Here is a 20,584-nt window from a genome sequence, read left to right as displayed (position 1 = left end):
AACGCCGGATTCCAGGCACTAACCGGCAGGTCACGCGGCCCGTAGGTTCATGGTCATGACGAACACCGAGATCACCAAGAGCGCCGCCGCCGAGTCCGTCGCCGAGGTCCCCGCCGAATCCAGCACCACGGTCCACGTCGCTCTGCTGGGCGGGATGGCCCGCCGCAGCCCCTGGCGGATGCGCCGCCGCACGGTCGCCGTCTCGCCGGTCGGAGGCGTGGACCTGGATCTCACCGAGACCGAGACGCCGGCCGGTGCGACCGTGGTGAAGGTGTCGCTGATCGGCGGGGTCAAGCTCACCGTTCCCGCCGATCTCGACGTCAAGGTCAAGGGCTTCAGCCTCATCGGCGGCCGCAACATCGAGCCCGCCGAGCCGGGCGGCCAGGTTCTGCGGGTCCACGCGTACAGCCTCTTCGGCGGCGTCAAGGTCCGCCGCGCCGCTTAGCCCGCCGGCCACGCCTTAGTGGATCTTGGTGAGGAAGGTGGTGAGGGCGGTCTCGTAGGCGGAGGGGTTCACGTTCCAGGCCTCGGTGTGACCGCCCTGCGTCTCGACGTGCGTGACCAGCCCGTGCGGCGCCTTCCTGGCGAACGTGAAGGCCGGGCCGTTGTCGACCGTCTCGTCGTCGGCGGTCGTGTAGAGCAGAACGGGAACCTTGATCTGCGGCGCGTACGGCCGCTGATCGAAGTCCGCCAGCTTGATGCCGATGCGGCGTTCGAGGATCTGCTTGGCCACGTCAGTCACGAACCCCGGCAGGTGACGGCTGGCGCCCTGCTTGTCGAGCGTGGCGTTCCAGTCCATGACCGGTGAGTCGAGCACGACGCCGCGGATGAACGCGGGGTCCTTGCGGAGCGTGGTCATCACCATCGCGCCGCCCATCGACCAGCCGTGCAGGATGATCCCGGTCGCGCCGTGCGCGCGGGCGTAGACGATGGCCGAGGCCACGTCCTTCCATTCGGTGTCGCCCAGGTGGTTCTTGCCGTCGCGGCTGACCGGGGCGTTGGAGTCGTTCCGGTACGCGATCGACAGCATCGGCAGGCCGAGGCGGTGAACCGTCGGGATGGCCCGCATCGTCTCCAGCTTGTCGGCGTTGCGGCCATGGACGCCGATGACCCACGGGCCGTTGAACGTCCGTCCCGGGATCAGCCAGGCCGGCATCGGGCCGAGCTCCGACGGATAGGTGACGTTCTGGAAGTCGACGCCCAGCGCCTGGCGCGGGTCGCTGTCGTAGATCCAGTGGTCGATGAACGCCTTCGCGCCCTTGGCCGGGGCCGCGACCCCGTTCGTCTCCAGCTTCCGTACGACCTTCTTGGACGTCGCGGTGACCACCGGGCCGAGGAGCGCACGGTCGTTCTTCGGGGCCTTGTCTCGGTCGGTCTTCCAGACCAGCGCCCAGGTGCCGGGGAGCGCGGTCGTCTCGTCGCGCGGGAGCGTGACCGTTCCGTCGCCCGAGTCGAGGATCTTCAAGTCGTACACGTCGGCATGCGTCACCTCGACGGCCACTCCGGAGAAGTACCAGCCAATGCCTGCCGTCGCCGCGGCCAGGAGGACGACGAGCGCGAGGACGGCGGCCACTGCCACGCGCGACAGGCTACGGCGCCTGGGCGGGGTCAGCTCGGGGGTGGCGATATCGATGGACACGGTACTTCTACGTTATTCGAGGTCAACCCTCACCCGCGCCGCAAACCGCCGCCATCTTCGCCACCGTTCCGCCGGCGGGTCCTTTGGCGGACCGTCCACCGGTCCGGTGAAGGTCCGCCGGTCGGCCGGCGACCGGTCCGATGGTGGCCGGTGGCGGTCCGGTGGTGGCCGGTGGCGGTCCGGTGGCGGTCCGGTGGTGGCCGTTGGCGGTCCGGTGGCCGCCGTATCGGGCGGTTGAACGGCGGCCACCGGAGTCTCAGAGCGTTCCGCCGCTCACGCGGTCACCAGGCTGTCGCCGGCCTTTTCGCTCGGACGTGTCCACTGTCCCGTTCGGGCCGAGGGCGGGGGCTCCCGCCGCCGGGTGATCATGGTCCCCCGGCCGGGGGATATCCGACCGGCCCCGTCTCGTACGGAAGGGCGGCGCTGATCCCGATAACCTGCGGATCGTCGGTAGTTCACACGTCGGCTTCTATGACCAGGCAAGGGGAACGGGTCTGTGGCGGGGCAGAACGAACGCATCGCGGCGCTCGAGGAACAGGTCATCCGGTTTGCGACCCGGCTCGCGCCGCCCGGATGGAAGCGCATCGACCTGCACTGCATCGCCACGGTCGCGGTGAGTGACATCGCGCTCACCGTTCTCGGCGAGGACAAGAAGATCGCCACCGCCGAGTCCGTTCCGTCCGAGCTGACCGACCTCCTCATGGACCTGCGCCGGGCCTGCTACCTGTCGGAACAGGGCACCTGGTTCTCGGTGCTCTTCCTGATCGAGCCAGGCGCGGCGCCGTCGGAGATCCAGCGGCTCTACAACTACGACTTCGACCCCGAGTGGAACCCGCCGATCCCGCTCGACTGCTGGCGTCGCGACCAGATCGTGCTGCCGCGCGACGGCGCGTACACCCCGCACTGGCTGCGCTCCCGGCTGGAGGACGTGGAGCCGTCGTACAGCGGCGAGCCCGGCGACCCCGTACCGCTCAACCCGGTCGAGCAGATGGAGCTGATCTCCAACGAGCTCAACATCGTGCTCGCCGACCACGCGCCGCCGCTCTGGCAGCGGATCTTCGGCTACTACCAGGCCGTCGGGGACAACGTTCAGTACCCGCCGATGATGTGTTACAAGGCCGACGGGACGATGAGCGTCTGGGCGCCCCCTGCCGCCGCCGGGGTGGTGATCGACCGGCTGCGCGCGGGGATGTACGGCTTCCAGGGCAGTACGTGGTCGCGCATGGACTTCCAGCTGACGTTCGAGAACAACAAGGTTCGCTGCCAGGCCAAGTACACCTGGGACGAGGAGCCCGCGTTCCAGCCCGAGCCGTCGGCCGAGGACGTGCGGCGGGAGCTGGAACGCTTCCCCCGCGACAACCCGCCCGAGTGGATGGCCCGCCGCCTGGGCACCAGCGCCGCACCCTCACCCCCCACAACGCCCGACGCCCCCAAGTCCTCTACATCGGAGTCGGCCTCCGTCCAGGCCCCCGCGTCCGGGTCCGCCCCCGCCCCCGCGTCCGGGTCCGCGTCCGCGTCCGCGTCTGGGTCCGGGTCCGCGCCGGCCTCCGCCTCCGCGTCTGGGGCCGCCCCGGCCCCCGCGTCTGCGTCCTGGCCCACGCCGGGCGCCACGTCCGGATCCGGATCCGCGTCCGCCTCACGGGCCGAGGCGGCGCCTGCGCCCGAGGGGATCCGCAAGGCGCGGGTGTTCGACAACGTCAACCCCGACAGCGACCGCCCCTCGGTGTCCCGCCCGCCCGTTCCGCAGAACGAGGTCGCGCGCGTGATCGACTATCTGCGCCACGCGCCGGTCGTCATGGCGGCCCGTTCGTACGCCCCCGACCGCCTCGACCCGTCCCGCGGATCGCAGGTCCCGCTCACCTTTCACACTGACGGCACCTGGGTGTGGTCGGGCGCCGTCGCGTACTACCTGCGCGAGCACGGCATCTCACCTGAGCCCGACCTGGTCGCCCACATCCGTGCGCAGGGCTTCCACGTCCCGACGGTCGACGACGACACCATGAACGCCGCCAGCGCCGCCGTGACCGGGACCGCGGCCCCCGACCGCCTGGCCCAGACGCAGGCCGCCTCCCCGCCTTCCGGAGCGTTCCCCGCGCCCTCCGCGACTCCTGCGGCACCAGCCTCGCCCTCCGCGTCCCCAATGCCAGCAGCGCCCCCCGCGCCACCTGCGTCCTCAGCGCCTGTGGCATCGCCTACGCCCTCCGACTCCCGTACGCCGCCACCACCAGCCTCACCGCCCGCCGGAACGCCATCCGGCACCGCAGGCTCCGCCCTGCCCCCTCCCGGCCCTACACCGCCGCCGGCCGCCGCCCCGCCCGCCGCCGCAACCGTCTTCGAACCAGCCGCGCATCCCGCGCCGGCCACAATGTTCGAACAGCCACCCCAGCCTGAGCCCCGTCCGGCCCCTCCCACCCTGCTGGAATCACCAGACCCGGCCCAGGCCTCAGCCCCATCCCCAGACTCAGGCCCGGACCGAAACCTCGAAGTACGCCCCGCCAGCCCAGCTGCCGTACTGCGTGAGCTGGAGAAGCGCCTTAAAGACCTGAGCGTGGACCCTGCCGTCTACCGCCTACAGGAGGCCGTCGAGGGCGCCTGGTGCATGGTGTACGAGGACAAGCGCTGGTCCGTGTTCCACCTCTACGACGGTGAACGCCGACTGGAGTCGGCCTTCGACACCGCAGGCAAAGCAGCGGCCTACCTGCTCGGCTCGCTCCTCCTCGTTCCGGAACGCATGAAAGCCGCGGAGTTCCCGGCAGAAGAGGAAGCCATCCAGCCCCTAACAGGCGAGCCACCCCTGAGTCTCTTCAGGAACCGCCAAGTCATAGAGCTGCCCGCAGGCGCAAGGGTCGACCGCTACGGAGGCCCCTCAGGCAACGTCGTCTACGTGGCCCGCACGCCTTTCCACCAGCGCTCCCTGCCCGCCGACTGGGAGAGCAGGCCGTACTACACGTACCGCCTGCTGACCCCGCTCCGCGTGCTCACAGGAACCGCCGTCCCGTGGTTCGAGCAGCCCGGCGGCGGAACGGCCTACATCCTCCCGAGAGCGATCGCCGACCACCTGGCCGACGGCACCCTTACCGAAGACCGCTAGCCACCAGGCCGCCTAGCCACCACCAGCCCCGAAGCCGCCACCAGCCCTCAAAACCGCAGCGGAACCCCAGAAGACCGGGTCTTCACAGCACCCATGCCCTGGTTGAAGTTCGGCGGCACCGCCGGGCAACGAGCCCCCAGCACAGGCGTCCGTCCCGTCAGCAGATAGGCATCGATCGCCTTACGCGCGCACCCGCTGAGCCCGTACGAGCCATGCCCGGCCCCCTCGTAGGTCAGCAGAGAAGACCCGAAGACCCCCCGATTCACATCCACGGCCCACGGATACACGGTCGCCGGGTCACCAACCCCACCCGCGACCAGAATGGGCGGGGTCCCCTTAATCCGGTAAGGCCGCTGCGGGTCCGACGCCGCCTTATTACGTCCAAGACAAGCCGTCACCGCCTCCCACCCCAGCGGATTGACCCTTACATGAGGTGCAGCTCTCCGAGTCTGCGCCCGTACGTCCAGCAGCGCCTTGTAGTCCTTCACCGGCAAGGACCAGTCCGCGCACAGAATCCCCGCGAACGCCCCGTCCGGCCCCTGGTCAGACGCAGCCTTCTTGGCGACCGAAGCCTTCTGCCTATTCAGCTCGGCAAGCTCTTGGCCCAGCTCAGCCCACGCGATCGGCTCGTACATCGAGTTGCGGACCATCTGCGCCAGCCCGGGCGGCCCTAGCCGCACCTTCGGGTCGTCGATTTCGTGCAGCTTCCCCTTCTCGGCTCGCAGCATCAGCGCGTCGAGCAGCTTCACAGGGTCCTTGCCCCGAATCGCACACTGCTTCGAGGTGGGGCACCACTTGGCGAACTGCCCATAAGCAGCCTCAAGCCCCTTGGCCTCATCGGCCGAGAACCGCGCAGCACCCTTGACGCTATGGTCCATGGTCCCGTCCAGGGTCATCCCCCTGACACGCCCCGGGAACAGCTCCGCGTAACGCTGCCCGAGCCACGTCCCATAGGACCGCCCGTAGTACGAGACCTTCTGAACTCCCAACGCCCCCCGAATGGCGTCCATATCCCGAGCAACACTCGTAGCGCCCAGGAAGTCGTACAGCAGCCCGGTCTTCTTCCGGCAGGCCCGATAAAGCTTTGTCTGATAAGCCTTCAGCCGCCCAAAGGCGGCCGCGTTCCCCGGGTAACCCCCAGGCGCGCGCCCCACGTTCCCGCACTTCACCGCGTGGCTGGCACCAACACCCCGCGGGTCGAACCCCACGATGTCGTACCGCTCCTGCACGGCCTTGGAGAGCCCGCCCCGGTCCAGGGCGAAGTCGACCCCCGACCCCCCAGGCCCACCCGGGTTAACAACCAACACCCCAATCCGCTTCTTGGGGTTCTTCGCCTTCACCCTCGCGACCGCGATCTTCACGCGCCCCCGCTTGGGATGCGCCCAGTCGATCGGCACGCTCACCGTGCCGCACTGCACACCATGGTCATCGGCGCACTTGTGCCACTTGATCTTCTCTGTCGCGGCTTCAGCCGGGCCCGAGACCACCCCACCGAGCAGTGCGGTGGCGAGCAGGACTCTGGCCGTTCGGCCCATACGGGTCACGAAGACGGTCTCCTAGAGACGGGAGCGGGGGTGCAAGAGATCTAAGTGACAAGAGATCACGATTGGGTCATGACCCTAGGATGAATCGGAGAACTTCCGACCCTGGAGGCGACATGCCCCGACGGCGCACCATCCTCCTGCTGGGCCTGGCCGCCGCAGCCGCCGGAACGGCGGTCGTGGCCATCGCCACCACCGGCCAGGCAAAGCCCGGCGACGACCCAGCCCAACCCGCGGTCCACGACGCCAGTTCCGTCCCCGGCCAAGACCCGGCCAGCGTAGAGAAGTACTGGACCCGTGAACGCATGGACCAAGCCCAACCGGCCCCCATGCCCAACGAAACCCCCTGACCCAACCAAGACCCAACGCCCTGCCGGCAACCGGTAGGGCGTTTTTTTACGTCCATTTAATGAGCAGTCAGAATTAATGTGCAGTCAATCCTGAATCGGCGACGTCTCTCGGTGATGTTCAGTTGTCGTTAGATGAATGTGATATGGATCACAGAATTTTTGGGAACTGGAAGTGTTCCTTATCGATCAAGGTCGGGCTAACTTAAGTCTGCTTTGTCCACCTTCCTTGCCTGGGGGCGCCTGTGACCTTCTTGGGTTCTGGAGGCCGAGATCGCCTACGTGCGGTCCTGACTCTGTCGCTAACCGTCTTGCTAACAGTGGCTTCCATGTCTGCGCCGGCCTTGGCGCAGCAGAAAATCCGGTCAAGCGCTCAACAAACTCTGCAATCAGTCCCCGCCATTCCATCTACGCCCGGGCAGTTCTATCCGGCGCGTGTAAGAGTTGCCAATGGGATCTCGATGAATGCGGGTGACACTGCCACTGTGAAGATCGCGGGTATCGGTGGGTTGCCCGCATCCGGGCTGGCCACAGTGGCCTTGAACCTCTCGGCCGTCGGAGGAGCTGCGGGGCGGCTCGTGGCGTACCCATCAGGTACCGCCGAGCCGCCGACCACGTCGCTGGAGTACATGACCGACGCCGATCCCTCGCCTGGGATCTACCGCCAGAACATGGTGATAACCAAGGTCGGCGCAGACGGTCAGATCAAGATCGCCAATAAGCAGCCGAAGTCGGATACGGAACTCAACATTGCTCTTCTGTATGCCGACGTTGAGGGATACACGCTTACTGGCGCAGGAGCAACTGCCGGTTCAACATTCGTTCCGTTGAAGCCGACGCGAATCGCACCGGTCACGGTACCTGCCAATGGCTCTGCCACGCTGGAGCCTCTCGGCAAGGGTGGTGTTCCCTCCTCTAATGTCTCCCATGTTGTGTTCACGCTGGCTGCCAAGGGTGCTGCCTCGGGAAGGGTAACGGTGTACCCATCGGGTACTACCAAGCCCAGCGATGCAAGCGTTGATTATGGAGCTGGCCTCCTCTTCCATAATCACGTCATCGCAAAGCTCGGTGCGGACGGAAAGCTTAGTGTCAGCAACTCTGGGTCCGGGGCCGTCGCTCTGACTTTTGACGTGGCGGGATACTTTGCCACTCCTCAGACGGCGGCGATCGGATCGACCGTTGTTCCGATCAATCCGACTCGCCTGGCCAGTGGTGTGGCTATTGCAGCCAACAGCATCTACACGCTGGCGCCGCTCGGCACCGCGGGGATTCCGAACGACGGTGTCTCAGGTGTCGCGGTCAGCATCACTGCCGCGTCCACCAGCACGACCTTCAAGGGGGGCGGCGCAGTGCGGGTCTTTCCGTCCGGCACCCCGGACGCGGGCACACACGCAGTCTCCGTCGTAGCCGGTACTGCTCCCGTCACCGGCTCGATCTCCGCGAAGCTGGGGGCTGACGGGAAGCTCAGCATCCTGAACTCAAGCTCGATCCAGATCAAGATCTGGGTCGATGTCTCCGCCTACTTCAAGATCGCTCCATCGGGTTGCACGAGTGCGTCGCCTGCAGCACCGCGGAAGATGAAGGCGGCTGTGGCTGCGGCTCTGCCGGTTGAGCAGTATTCGCCGATGAGCGCGCTCCAGCAGACCCCGTCCGACAACTCCCTGCCTCCGCTGCAGTACGCCTACACCGACAACTACGGCTGGTTGATGCAGGGATACCAGCCTGATCCGGGGGACTGGCACAACATTCAGTGGACTGCGATTTCGGGCAATGAGTCGTTTACCGGGCGTCCGGCCTTGGGGGAACAGGCGGACGGCAGGCTTCAGGTGGTCGCTCACAACACCACCGGAACCCTTTGGTGGGGGACGCAGCAGGTCAAGAATCAATCCCAATGGGGGGCGTTGAACGATGTCGGCGGCGCTATCGGTTCGTCGGTATCGTTGGCCCGGCACGATGACGCCCAGGTCGGCTTCTTGGTGGACAGCTTCGGTGGCGGTGGACTGTGGGCCTTGGTTCAGGCTGGCGCCAATGATCCGTACTCCGAGTACCGCTACCTGGGCATGAGTGGACTCTCCACGGCAACTACTCCCGTGGCCGTTCCTGTCCGGGAAGGTCTGCGGATCTTCGCGCTGGACACTTCGGGTGTCTGGAAGACCGCCCTCTACTCGCACGGGCAACTCTCCAACTGCGCGAGCATCAGCGAACCGGGTTTTTCTGGTCAGCCGGCAGTGGTGGTCCTTCCGGGGAGCAGGGCACAGCTCTTTGTTCGCAACCCCGACGGGAAGCTCGTCACCAAGCGACAGGACGACGCGGGCGGCTTCCCCCAGGACTGGACCCAAGTGGGCGTGGGTGACTTGACCGTCGTCGGCAACCCGGCCGCGCTGATCAGCCCTCTCACCGGCAAGCTGGAGGTCCTCGCCCGGAGCACGGACGACCTTGTCTATAACACCGGCGAAACGGTTCAGGGCTCCGGCGTGTGGCGTGATTGGGACTCGCCGTTCGGTGCGGGCAGGGAGTCGGCAACCGATCCCACAGTCTTCGCCTACAACGGCACGAACGGTACTGCCTGGACCGTCGTGATCAGGAACGTGAACAACAAGCTGGACGGCTACGTCGTGGACAGGACCAGCCAAGGTCAGGGATTGACCGCGAACGGCGCACCGCAGTTCACGCACCACAGCCTTGCGGCGCCACCGGCGGCGAAGCGCTGATTTCGCCCCTCAGAGAGGGCGTGCGGGCGGCCCTGGAAGCTGCCTGCACGCCCTCATCCCTGATTGCCCTTCACCTCTATTGCTCTCCGTAATCGTTTGACTGCTGTGACGGCTGTCTGGAGTGAGCATGTTCGGGTTGAACCGACGACTTCTTCTTGCGCGGCGCTCTGGGAGTAGACCGACTGCTGGCTGGTTGAGCAGCAGGCGGACACTTGCTCTCGCACGCGGCATCGCCCTTGTCATGGTGTTGCTATTGCTAAGCAACGCTGACGGCGGTGCGGCAGGACCTGTGATGTCCTGGTACGAGCGCCAGCACAGGAAGGTCCATGGACCTGGGCAGCTTTGGGGTTCAGCCGGAAATGAGCATGAGCAGGCTGTTGGTGGTAATCGAAATCATCAGGAACCGAAGACGCTGAGTGCACGGCATCCGATAACACCGGTCAAGCGGCCGAAGCAACCAACCCAAAACCCGGTTCGTGTTGCGAGCGCACCCACCACCGAGCCGAAGTCCACTGGCTTTGACCCTGCGAAGAGTCGAGAACTCTCGGATCGCAGAGCAGCGTACACACGGACCTTCGCGAACGGGGACGGTACTGAGACTACTGAGTTCTCGGCGCAGCCGGTCAACTACCAGCGTGCCGACGGGACCTGGGTCCCGATCGACAATCGCGTGGTTCCAGTTGGTAAGACGGCCCTTGCGGCGCCTCCTTCGGGGGGATGGCGGAACGCCGCCGGTGCTGCTGATGTCAGGCTCGCGCCGCGAACTGGATCAGGGTCGCTCGTCCGGCTCACCCTGGACGGCGCTCATCAGATCGCTTACGGAACTCAAGACGGTGTCGCGAGCACCGGCCAGGCCGGAGAACGCGCGGTCAGCTATCCCGACGTCTGGACGGACGCCGACCTCAAGCTTGATGTGGCTTCGGCCGGAGTCAAGGAAACGATCGTGCTGCGATCGACCAAGGCGCCGCGCACGTTCGTCTTCCCTCTGTCTCTGAAGGGTCTGGCCCCCAAACTCGTCAATGGTCAAGTCGTGTTCGTGGACGAGACCGGCACGACACGGGCGACGGTGCCGGCCGGATTCATGACGGATTCGGCGAACACCCCAGCCACGTCCACCAAGGTTTCCTACAGCCTGGTCTCGCTCGGAGGGGCGCCTGCTCTCCAAGTGAGCGTTGACTCCGCATGGCTCACCGATCCGGCGCGCAAGTTCCCGGTGATGGTGGACCCGACCGTGAAGATGGACAAGGCCGACTCGAGTGTCTCGATCAACGACGGCGGGACCACCGACGGCGGTCAGACGCTCAGCATCGGGTCGCGGTCTGCTGCTTATCTGACCTTTCCCCAGCTGGTGAGCCAGCTGAAGTTCCACAAGATCTATGGCGCGTACCTCTGGATGTACGACTACGAGGCCGTCACGTGCCACGCCCGTCCGGTCACGGTGCACCCGGTGACAGAGGCGTGGGCTGGTAAGACGGGGCTCACCTTTCCTGGGCCAAGCGTTGGGAAGGCGCTGACTCGCAAGTCGTTCAGTCACGGCTACGTCGAATTCGGCGCGGGGAGTTCGAAGTGTCCGCCCAAGAAGGGCGAGCTGTTCGACCTGGGCAAGGGCGGTAGAGATCTCGTCCAGAAGTGGGCGAACGACCCGTCCCAGAACTTTGGCCTGTCGGTTCGGGACGCATCAGGCGGCAGCTCCGGGACCAAGAAGTTCGCCGGTCACGACACCGCCAACCCGCCACGGCTCTATGTGACGCACACCCCGTACAACGCCTCGTACGCGATCACCAGCCCGGTTCCGAACCCGCCGGTCACGCAGGCGCAGAGCGGCAAGATAAAGATCAGTGTTACCAACACGGGCGCGGACACCTGGACGCCGAGCGGCTACTACCTCGCCTACCGGGCCTACAACGACAAGGGCAAGCTGGTCACCCAGCAGCGCTCGGCGAACCTGACCGCGAACGTCGCGCATGGCGCGAAGGTGAACTTGGACGCGACGATCAAACCGTTGCCGGTGGGCACCTTCTCCCTCGACTTCACCATGGTGAAGTCCGGGGGGCCGGTGTTCACCGACGAGTACGTGCCGCCGATCAGGCTCATCATTAAGATCATCAACCTGGCGCCGGTGCTCCAGGAGGTCTATCCGTTCAACGGATACCAGACGCCGACCCTGTCACCCCAAATGTGGGCCAAGGCCGTCGACCTGGACGCGACTCCGAATTCCTCGCTCAGCTACAAGTTCGAGATCTGCGAGCAGGGCCCAGGCGGCTCGGCGGTGAACTGTTTCGACTCCGGTTACCTGCCCACCTTCGCCTGGACGGTTCCGGCCGGGAAGCTCTCGTGGAGCAAGACCTATCTCTGGCGTGCCTTCGCCAAGGACGCCACCAGCGAGACCCCGTCTCCGCGGGTGATGATGCAGACCTCTGTTCCGCAGCCGGAAGTCACCTCTCGTCTTGCCGAGGCACAAGACCGCGAGTTCGATCCGATGTCGGGCAACTACTCGACGACGGCAGTGGACGCCTCGGTGGCTTCGGCTGGGCCGAGCCTCACCGTCGAGCGGACCTACAACAGTCTCGATCCGCGTCGTGACTCGCCCTTCGGAGCGGGCTGGTCGACCCAGTTCGACATGCGGACGGTCGAGGATCAGGACGGCACTGGCAATGTGGTCGTCAGCTACCCGGACGGCCAGCAGGTTCGCTTTGGCAAGAACGCAGACGGGACCTTCGCGTCGCCTCAAGGCCGCCAGGCGACGTTCACCCTCAACGGCGCCGCCGGCAAGCTGACCGACAAGAGCGGGAACAGCTTCGAGTTCACTGGCGGCCGCCTCACGAAGATTTCCGACAGAGGCGGTCACTCGATTGTCCTCTACTACGACACGTCGACCGGGAGGCTGTCGACGGCCACTGGCCTAGGCGGCCGTGTCCTCAACTTTGGCTGGACAGGCGCCCACGTGACGTCGGTGAGCACGGCACCGGTCGATGGCAAGGTACTGACATGGAACTACACCTACGACGGCGACAAGCTAATGAAAGCGTGCGCTCCCGGTGGCCGTTGCACCAGCTATGACTACGACACGGGGTCGCATTACCGGAGTGTGGTCCTGGACACCCGACCCGAGTCGTACTGGCGGCTTGGCGAAGACGACGGAGGAAGCGCGACCAGCCAGGTGTCGGTCAACCTCGGCAAAGACGCTGGGACGTACAAGGACACGACGCTCGGCACGCCCGGAGCAATTGCCGGAACGGACAACACAGCGGCGACGTTCAACGGCTCGTCCTCACAGGTGGCGATACCTCCGGGCACGGTAAAGAAGAGCCGTGACATCGCGGTCGAAGTCTGGTTCAAGAATCAGCCCAGTGGGCCGGGCGGGCCGCTGTTGGGCTATCAAGACAAGCCCCTAAACGGGACTCCCAGCATCGGTGTCCCTGTCCTGTACACCGGGACTGACGGCAAGCTGCACGGCCAGTTCTATACCGGCAGCGTCACCACCCCGATCACCTCGTCAGCGTTCGTGAACGACGCCAAGTGGCACCACGCCGTTCTGTCGGCCACTGGCTCCACCCAGACGCTCTACTTGGACGGCGCGGTCGCCGGTACGCTGTCGAACGCAACGCCCAATCACCCGACCCTGACCTACAACCAGATCGGCGCGGCATACGCCACCAACCTCGGATCTGGGACGAGTTGGGGCAGCACCCCCAAACGCTCCTACGCGGGGAGCATCGATGAAGTAGCGATCTACCAACATCCGCTTGACAAAAACCAGGTCGCGGCCCATTACCGCGAAGCGCTGCGTGCGTCGGACCAGATCAGCAAGATCACGCTCCCCAGCGGGAAGACCGCCACGGAGGTCTCCTACGACACCGACAATGACCGGGTCAGCGAGTACACCGATCAGAACGGTGGAACGTGGAAGATCACCCTTCCGGTCGTGTACGGCAACGACACTGCGACGCACGACAACGTCGAGATCCCCGATCCCGACGTCCGTCGCGCGGTCGAGGTCCACGATCCGGCGGACCGCTACTACCTGTACGAGCAGGACGCGGTCACCGATCAGCTCATTCGGGTGGGCGTGCCAATGGGGCAGGACGTTCGGGACGAGGACAATGGCTGGCCGGAGACGGATACTCCTTCACCGACGCCGACCAGGACTTGTAGCAGTCCTGATCCGGATGACCCGACGTTCTGTACCGACCTACCACCCGGTGGAGGGGACGAGCCCGATTTCATCCATCATTCATTGGACGGGATGGGGATCCGTACCTTCGACTACGACGACCGCGGTTTCCTTTCGGCCGTCACGAACGAGAACGGTGACACGGTCAAGCTCGTCTACGACGACCGCGGCAACCTGACGGCCCGCACCACCTGTCGCAGCAAGGACGTCTGCAATACGGCGTACTACTCCTATCCCGCCGTGACCAGCCTTACCGATCCTCGCAACGACCTTCCCATCGCGTACCAGGACGGTCGCTCGAGCGGACCGACCGACGACCGGTACAAGACGAGTTACGCCTACGTGGCCAACGGCAGCCTGCAGGTTCAAACGAATCCCTCCGGCGGTGGCCAGGTCAACTACACCTTCACCAACGGCACCGAGAGCGCGGTGGGCGGCGGCACGATGCCCGCCTACATGGTGTCCACGATGACCGACCCGCGAGGGGCGGTGACTCGCTATGGCTACACCAGCGCGGGTGACGTGGGACAGGTGACGAGCCCCTCCGGAATGGTGACCAAGTACACCTACGACGCGATCGGTCGCCGCAAGACCGAGACTGAGGTGTCTGACAGCGTTCCGGCCGGCGCCACGACCAGCTACGGCTACGACGACTGGTCGAATCTGACCAGCGTCACCGCTCCGACGACGACCAACGCGGTCACGGGCGTTCAACAGCAGCAACGCATCGACACGACCTTCGACGTGGACGGAAATGTTCTGAAGACGCAGGTCGTCGACAAGCTGGCGAATGGGGACCCCCGTGTGACCAGCTACGACTACGACGACCAGAACCACGTCGAGAAGGTCACGGACTCCTACGGGCATGAGGCCGGCTTCGACTACGACCGGTTCGGCAACGTCACGGAGATGGTGGATGCCGGCGACAATCATTACGGGTTCGCCTATACCGCTCGAAACAAGCTGGCCCAAGTGCGGCTGTACGACTTCGACGGCGACCCCGATGGCGTCTCTAGCCCGGGTGACTTTCTGGTGCTGCGTGCGTACTCCTACGATGCTGCAGGCCGCCTCGCGTCCACTACGGATGCCATGGGTCACCGGACCGATTACGCCTATTACGGTGACGATCTGCTGAAGTCGGCAACTCTGAAGAAGTTCCACAACACCGACGGCAGCATTCGCGACGTGGTGCTGGCTTCACTGGAGTACGACGGCGCGGGCCACCCCACCAAGCAGGTCATTGGCAACGGCTTGAATGCCGTGCAGAACACCTACGACTACGTCGGCCGCGTGGACACGACCACGGTCGACCCCGGCAAGCTGAACCGGCGTGCGACCTTCACCTATGACTTGGGCGGGAACGTCACCCAGGTCGCCAGGACCGGCGTCGCGTCGAACCTGCCATGGTTGACGTCCACGGCCGCCGAAACCACTAACTATGGCTACGACCCAGTCGGCCGGCTCGCCAAGCAAACCGTCACCGATGGCACGACTTCGCTGGTCACCACCTACGGATATGACCAGCGTGACCTGCTCACCTCCCGTACCGACCCGCGCGGCAACGTGGCCGGGGCCGACAAGACCGCTTACACGACCAACTACGCATACGACGAGCTCGGCCGGTCCACCAAGACGACGTCACCGCAGGTCTCGGTGGAGAGCAACGGCGGACAGCCGGCAGCGGCCCGTCCGGAGACCGTCACCGGCTACAACGCGTTCGACGAGAACACCGAGGACAAGGACGAGCTGGGCAACATCAGCCGGGTCGAGTACGACAACCTCGGCCAGCCGGTGAAGTGGGTCGACCCGATCTACACTCCGCCAGGATCGAGCGCGCCCCTCACCCCCACCACCATTGCGCACTACGACCCGCTGGGCCGTATGTCCAGCCTTGTTGACCCGCGGCAGGACGAGACCCGCTACACCTACGATCGCCTCGGCAGACTCCAGGTCAAGGACACGCCGAACAAGACCAACGACGACCGCGTTCAGTGGAATTACGACTACACCCGTACGGGCCAGATGCTGTCGAGCGTCGATCCCAACGGTGCCCGCACTGAAGCCACCTACGACGACCTCGGCCGCCAGATAACCAGCACTGAGATCGAACGCCGTCCCACGCCGGCCTCGTACACGACCCGCTATGGCTACGACGACGCAGGCAACCAGACAAAGACCATCGCGCCGAGCGGTGCAACGAGCGCGGCGGTCTACGACACCACCAACGCGCTCATCCGGACGATCGATCCAGCCAATGTCACCTCCGAGCTCGGCTACGACGGTCAGGGCCGTCAGGTTCGCACGAGCGACGGGCTAAGCCGGACGACGAAGCTGACGTACAACCTGCTCGGACAGCTGAGCACTCGCGCCGACCTGAAGCCCGACGGTGGCCAACTGCGATCGAGCAGCTACACCTATGACCGAGCGGACAATGTCACATCGATCACAGACCCGCTCAAGCACAAGCAGACCTTCGACTACGACGGCCTGAACCGTCTGGTGAAGCAGGTCGAGCCGACCGCCGACACTGCGTCGATCACGACCACGTTCGGCTACGACGCGGCGAGCAACCGCACGCGCTTCACTGACGGCCGGAAGAACTCGACCGTCTACACCGTGAACAGCCTCGGGCTCCCCGAGTCCACCATCGACCCGTCGACCGCCGCTCAGCCGAACGTCGCCGATCGGACGTTCACCACGAGCTATGACGAGGTCGGCAACCCGGTGAAGCTCACCGAACCCGGTGGGATCGTTCGCCAGCGAACCTTCGACGCGAACCAGCGTATGCGCACTGAGACCGGCACCGGTACGTCCAAGCCCACCCCAGATCGCGTGCTGGCCTACGACGCTGTCGGACAGCTCACCAAGGCGAATGCAGGATCCGGCACCAACGTCTTCGGCTACAACGACCGAGGCGAGCTCCTCAACGCAGATGGACCGTCCGGCAAAGCCAGCTGGGACTACAACGGTGACGACCAGCCGGTGACCCGCACAGACAGCGCGGGAACGGCGACTTTCGGCTACGCCAACGGGCGCCTCGACACCGTCCGCGACGCCATCACAGGTACTACACAAACTCTCGGCTACAACAACGCTGGACAGCCCTACCAGGTCGACTACGGGAGCGGCCGGGTCCGCACCATCGGATACGACGACCTTGGCCGACCGAAGTCCGACACGCTGAAGAACTCCAGCGACGCTGTCGTAACCTCCACGACCTATGGCTACGACGACAACGACCAGACCACCAGCAAGACCACCACAGGTGTCGCGGGAGCCGGCGACAACACCTACGGCTACGACTACGCGGGTCGCCTCATCTCCTGGAAGCAGAACGGCAACACCACCAACTACGAGTGGGACGACTCCGGTAACCGCACGAAGTCAGGTGACACCACCGCGACCTATGACGAACGTAACCGGCAGCTCACCGACGGTACGACGAGCAGCACGTACACACCTAGAGGAACACTGGCCTCAAAGACCGTAGGGAGCGCCACCAATTCCTACGACTTCGATGCCTTCGATCGTCTCACCACTGCGGGGAACACGAGCTACACGTACGACTCCCTGGATCGGCTCGCGACTCGCAACGGCACCGTGTTCGCCTACAACGGCACCAGTGATGAACCCACCACTGACGGCGCAAGTACCTACAGCCGTGGCCCTTCAGGCGAGCTCCTGAGCACGAGCCAGGGATCCAACAAACGCATCTCACTCCTTGACAAGCACGGAGACCTGACGGGCCAGTTCGACCCTGCCACGACCCTCAGCACTCTCACTGATTCCACTAGCTACAGCCCTTTCGGCCAGCCCACTGCGACTACTGGTGTCAAGCCGACCGTTGGGTACCAATCCGATTGGACCGACCCCGATTCCGGGCAGGTCAACATGGGTGCGCGCTGGTACAACCCCAGCACGGCGGGCTTCCCAAACCGCGACGACTGGACGCTCAGTCCTTCACCCGCATCCATCAATGCCAACCGCTACACCTACGGCAATGCCAATCCCTTGGACAATGCCGACCCAACGGGTCACAGTCCCGTGGGTGGCGACGACTGCCGTCACGATCAGACTTCCTACACCGCCATGGGTGACTGCGCGCCAGATCCGAAAGGCCCGAAAGGCCCAGGGGGATGCCCTGGAGAAGGGAGAGACGGCAACAGCCCTCCTTACAATCTGTACAGCGTATCGGCACTGATGAGCGGAGGTTGTGGCGGCGGCAGCGGTGGCGGCGGCGGTGGCGGCGGCTCCGGACGAAACCGAGGCGGCGGCGGTGGCGGCGGAGATGGCCTTTCGCCTGGAGAACGAGCGCGACGCGAAAAGGAACGTAAGCGCAAGCGAACGGATGCCGCGAAGAAGCGCCAGGAACGTAAAGCCCAGAAGTCCCCGGTGGCCCCGCCGTCGGCTGCTAAGACCCCGCACTACCCCGATCCGAGGGACAAGTTCCCCAGCGGCCCGAGGAAGCCGGCGCCCATCACTCAGGGCACCAAGAACGTTGTCAATGACACTCAGCAATCCCTGCGCGACATGCGCAACAACGCCGTCAACACCGCAGGCCCTGTAGTCGGCCAGATCAGCCTGCCGTCTCAATCGGCGCCGGAGATCTCTCCAGCCACCAACGTCAGCTGCGCCGCAAGCGCCTGCGTCGGCGGAGGAGACGACGACAATCCGGGCATCGGCCTCCCCTGGCCCTTCCCGTATCCACCAGGCGACGCGCTCAAGGGTCTCGGAACCGACATCGGTAACGTCCTCAAGGACATCGGAGACTCACTGGGCTCGATCGTGACATCTTCGGTAACTGCCATCGCAATCGGCATCGCTCTAGCCAGCGGTGGAGGCTCCGACGCCGACGACAATGATGGCCATCCTGGTGCGAAGTCGAATGACCCAAGAGTGACCCGAGACCCCATTCTGGTTGACACCGAGGACGAATTGTTTGATATAGCAAACAAGGAAGCTGGTGGATCCCTCGACAATCTCGTGGAGAGAAAAGATCACTTTTGGATCGGTAGGCTATCTGACGGTTCAGAGGTGGAAATCGAGTGGAACCCTAAGGGGCATGATCCGAAAGACGGAAGTATCGATGAAGGGCCTCATGTAAAGGTGGCCGTCCGTAGGGACCCATCGGATCCCCGAAGTCGCTGGCTAGTTGTTAGAAAGTACTTCATCAGAGGAAGGCCGACTTGGAGCAGGCGGCACGGCTAGGGCCTGTTTCGAAGTCCGCTGTGTGACGGTGTGTCGCTATCTCTAATGAGTGAGGTCTCCGGTAAGAGGGTTCATCGACCAAGAAGAACCTGAATACCGGAGACCTCGTGGCCACCCTAGCGGTGACGCGGCGGTTCGATCTGACCGATGAGCAGTGGGCGCGGCTGGAGCCGCTGCTGCCTGTGCCGCGTCGCCAGGGTCGGCCGTCTGTGTGGACCAAACGGCAGCTCATCAACGGGATCAGATGGCGGGTGCGGGTCGGTGTGCCGTGGCGGGACGTTCCCGAGTGTTATGGCTCGTGGCAGGCGGTGTACGGGTTGTTCCGGCGCTGGCAGCGGGCGGGTGTCTGGCATCAGGTCATCACCGCCCTGCAGACGGTGGCCGACGCGCACGGGCACATTGCCTGGCAGGTCGGGGTGGACTCCACGGTCTGTCGGGCGCACCAGCACGCGGCCGGCGCGGCCCGCCATGCCCACGCCCAGGCCGAGCCACCCGGCGGCGTGGACGACGAGCCCGCTGACCATGCGCTGGGCCGCTCTCGCGGTGGCCTGTCCACCAAGCTGCATCTGGCGTGTGAGCAGGGCCAAAAGCTGTTGTCCCTCACAGTCACGGCGGGGCAGCGGCACGACGCCCCGCAGTTCGAGGCGGTCATGGCCGGGATCAGCGTGCCCCGGCTGGGCCCAGGACGACCACGCACCCGCCCGGAGGTGGTCCGGGCGGACAAGGCCTACTCGTCCCGAACGATCCGCGCTCATCTGCGGCAACGTGGCATCCGCTGCACCATCCCCGAACCTGCCGACCGGGTTCAAGGCCGCCGGCGGCGGGGCAGCCACGGCGGCCGCCCGCCACGGTTTGATCCCGACGACTATCGCGCCCGGCACGCTGTGGAATGCGGCATCAACCGGCTCAAACGCCACCGCGCCGTCGCCACTCGCTATGACAAACTCGCCGTTCGCTACCAAGCCACCATCTACATCGCAGCCATCAACGACTGGCTCACCTGACTTTGAAACAGGCCCTAGGTCGTTCCGGGCGATGCCACCCTCTGATTTGTGCATTCTTGAGGAGAGCGGCATCGCCCCGGCCTGAGATGATCCAGTCCAAAGCGCCTATCAGTGAGAGACGGTCATCCCGTGTTGGATAGCCGTCAATAAGGATGATGTGAGGTCTCCTGCTTCAGGCTTCGTTGAGGATAAGGTCCTTACCTCTCTCGAACGCGGCCACAGCGGCTGGTTCTCCATCGAAGAATTCATCCCAAAATTCTTCGCCATGCCAAGCGGGGAGTGACAGTATGAGGCTGCCATTCGGGTGGACTTTTGCCGTCCAGCTAGAGGGAATTCGGTCACTCACGATCTCAAACATTCCCGCACCCCAGAGGGCGTGACCAACTATTTTATGCTGATGGTCGATTTTGGGATTGAAGATCCGAAATTTGACGCCATGATGGCTCGCTATGATCTCCAGAACGGGGTACTCGGCGCCGACTTGGATACTCGGATGCTCCTTCAACGGCTTGCCGGACGCTGTTCCAAGGATCCGTACACATCGAACGATCATCTAGCCAGCCTAAAAAGTCATGGGTGACTTTGCAAGCGGTGACTTCGAGATTTCGCCATGCGTCGGCCGAATTTCGGGTGCGACCCGGAAGCTTGGCTCCTCAGGGCTTGGACGAGAAAGCGGCACCGGCGCTGGTGCGCGCGCCTTCGGGTAACTGAAGCTAGTGCCCGGTATCGAACATCCAGGGTGCGTCGACTTAGCGAGCACGACGTGATGAGGACTGGTGCGACGCCGTGACGCCGCTGCCAGCATGTCGGAGGCGCTCTCAGGCGGCGGTCCGGTCCGGGCGGCACGGACGCTCTCGCCTCGTCGCGAT

General features: G+C 64.9%; 9 protein-coding genes. 6 read left to right on the top strand and 3 right to left on the bottom strand.

Annotated features, from left to right (window positions below):
- The first annotated feature begins 55 nt into the window (after positions 1 to 55).
- Entirely contained in the window at positions 56 to 445 is a 390-nt protein-coding gene (locus tag J4573_RS46205; RefSeq protein ID WP_208262758.1) for a LiaF domain-containing protein, read from the top strand.
- Between the two features lie 15 nt (positions 446 to 460).
- Here J4573_RS46205 and J4573_RS56480 read toward each other — a convergent pair whose 3' ends face one another.
- Positions 461 to 1,639 carry an alpha/beta hydrolase family protein gene (locus J4573_RS56480; RefSeq protein WP_208262757.1) on the bottom strand — a complete coding sequence of 393 codons (1,179 nt, stop codon included), beginning with the start codon at positions 1,637 to 1,639 and terminating at the stop codon, positions 461 to 463.
- 496 nt (positions 1,640 to 2,135) lie between these two features.
- Between J4573_RS56480 and J4573_RS46195 the strand changes: the two genes are divergently transcribed.
- Positions 2,136 to 4,730, top strand: a complete 2,595-nt coding sequence (locus J4573_RS46195) for a TNT domain-containing protein (protein WP_208262756.1) — start codon at positions 2,136 to 2,138, stop codon at positions 4,728 to 4,730.
- A gap of 47 nt (positions 4,731 to 4,777) precedes the next feature.
- On the opposite strand, the gene J4573_RS46190 is transcribed toward J4573_RS46195, so the two are convergent.
- Positions 4,778 to 6,265, bottom strand: a complete 1,488-nt coding sequence (locus J4573_RS46190) for an alpha/beta hydrolase (RefSeq protein WP_243774695.1) — start codon at positions 6,263 to 6,265, stop codon at positions 4,778 to 4,780.
- Positions 6,266 to 6,387: 122 nt separating this feature from the next.
- Between J4573_RS46190 and J4573_RS46185 the strand changes: the two genes are divergently transcribed.
- The 4 genes from J4573_RS46185 (at position 6,388) to J4573_RS46170 (ending at position 19,715) form a co-directional block, all read left to right on the top strand.
- On the top strand, positions 6,388 to 6,621 hold the full coding sequence (locus J4573_RS46185; RefSeq protein WP_208262754.1) for a hypothetical protein: 234 nt from the start codon (positions 6,388 to 6,390) through the stop codon (positions 6,619 to 6,621).
- A gap of 482 nt (positions 6,622 to 7,103) precedes the next feature.
- On the top strand, positions 7,104 to 9,329 hold the full coding sequence (locus J4573_RS46180; RefSeq protein ID WP_208262753.1) for a DUF8189 domain-containing protein: 2,226 nt from the start codon (positions 7,104 to 7,106) through the stop codon (positions 9,327 to 9,329).
- 292 nt (positions 9,330 to 9,621) lie between these two features.
- Positions 9,622 to 18,711, top strand: a complete 9,090-nt coding sequence (locus J4573_RS46175; RefSeq protein ID WP_208262752.1) for a LamG-like jellyroll fold domain-containing protein — start codon at positions 9,622 to 9,624, stop codon at positions 18,709 to 18,711.
- Positions 18,712 to 18,818: 107 nt separating this feature from the next.
- The gene (locus J4573_RS46170; RefSeq protein ID WP_307797460.1) at positions 18,819 to 19,715 is read left to right on the top strand and encodes an IS5 family transposase; all 897 of its coding nucleotides are present in this window, start codon (positions 18,819 to 18,821) and stop codon (positions 19,713 to 19,715) included.
- Between the two features lie 172 nt (positions 19,716 to 19,887).
- Here the strand turns inward: J4573_RS46170 and J4573_RS46165 are convergent, their stop codons facing one another.
- Positions 19,888 to 20,268 (bottom strand): hypothetical protein, encoded by a 381-nt coding sequence (locus J4573_RS46165; RefSeq protein WP_208262751.1) that lies wholly within the window; start codon positions 20,266 to 20,268, stop codon positions 19,888 to 19,890.
- Between the last annotated feature and the right edge of the window lie 316 nt (positions 20,269 to 20,584).

The organism is Actinomadura barringtoniae, assembly GCF_017573505.1.
Classification (GTDB): domain Bacteria; phylum Actinomycetota; class Actinomycetes; order Streptosporangiales; family Streptosporangiaceae; genus Spirillospora; species Spirillospora barringtoniae.
The sequence above is the reverse complement of the archived record's forward strand: the minus strand, read 5'-3'. Positions and strand labels throughout refer to the sequence as shown.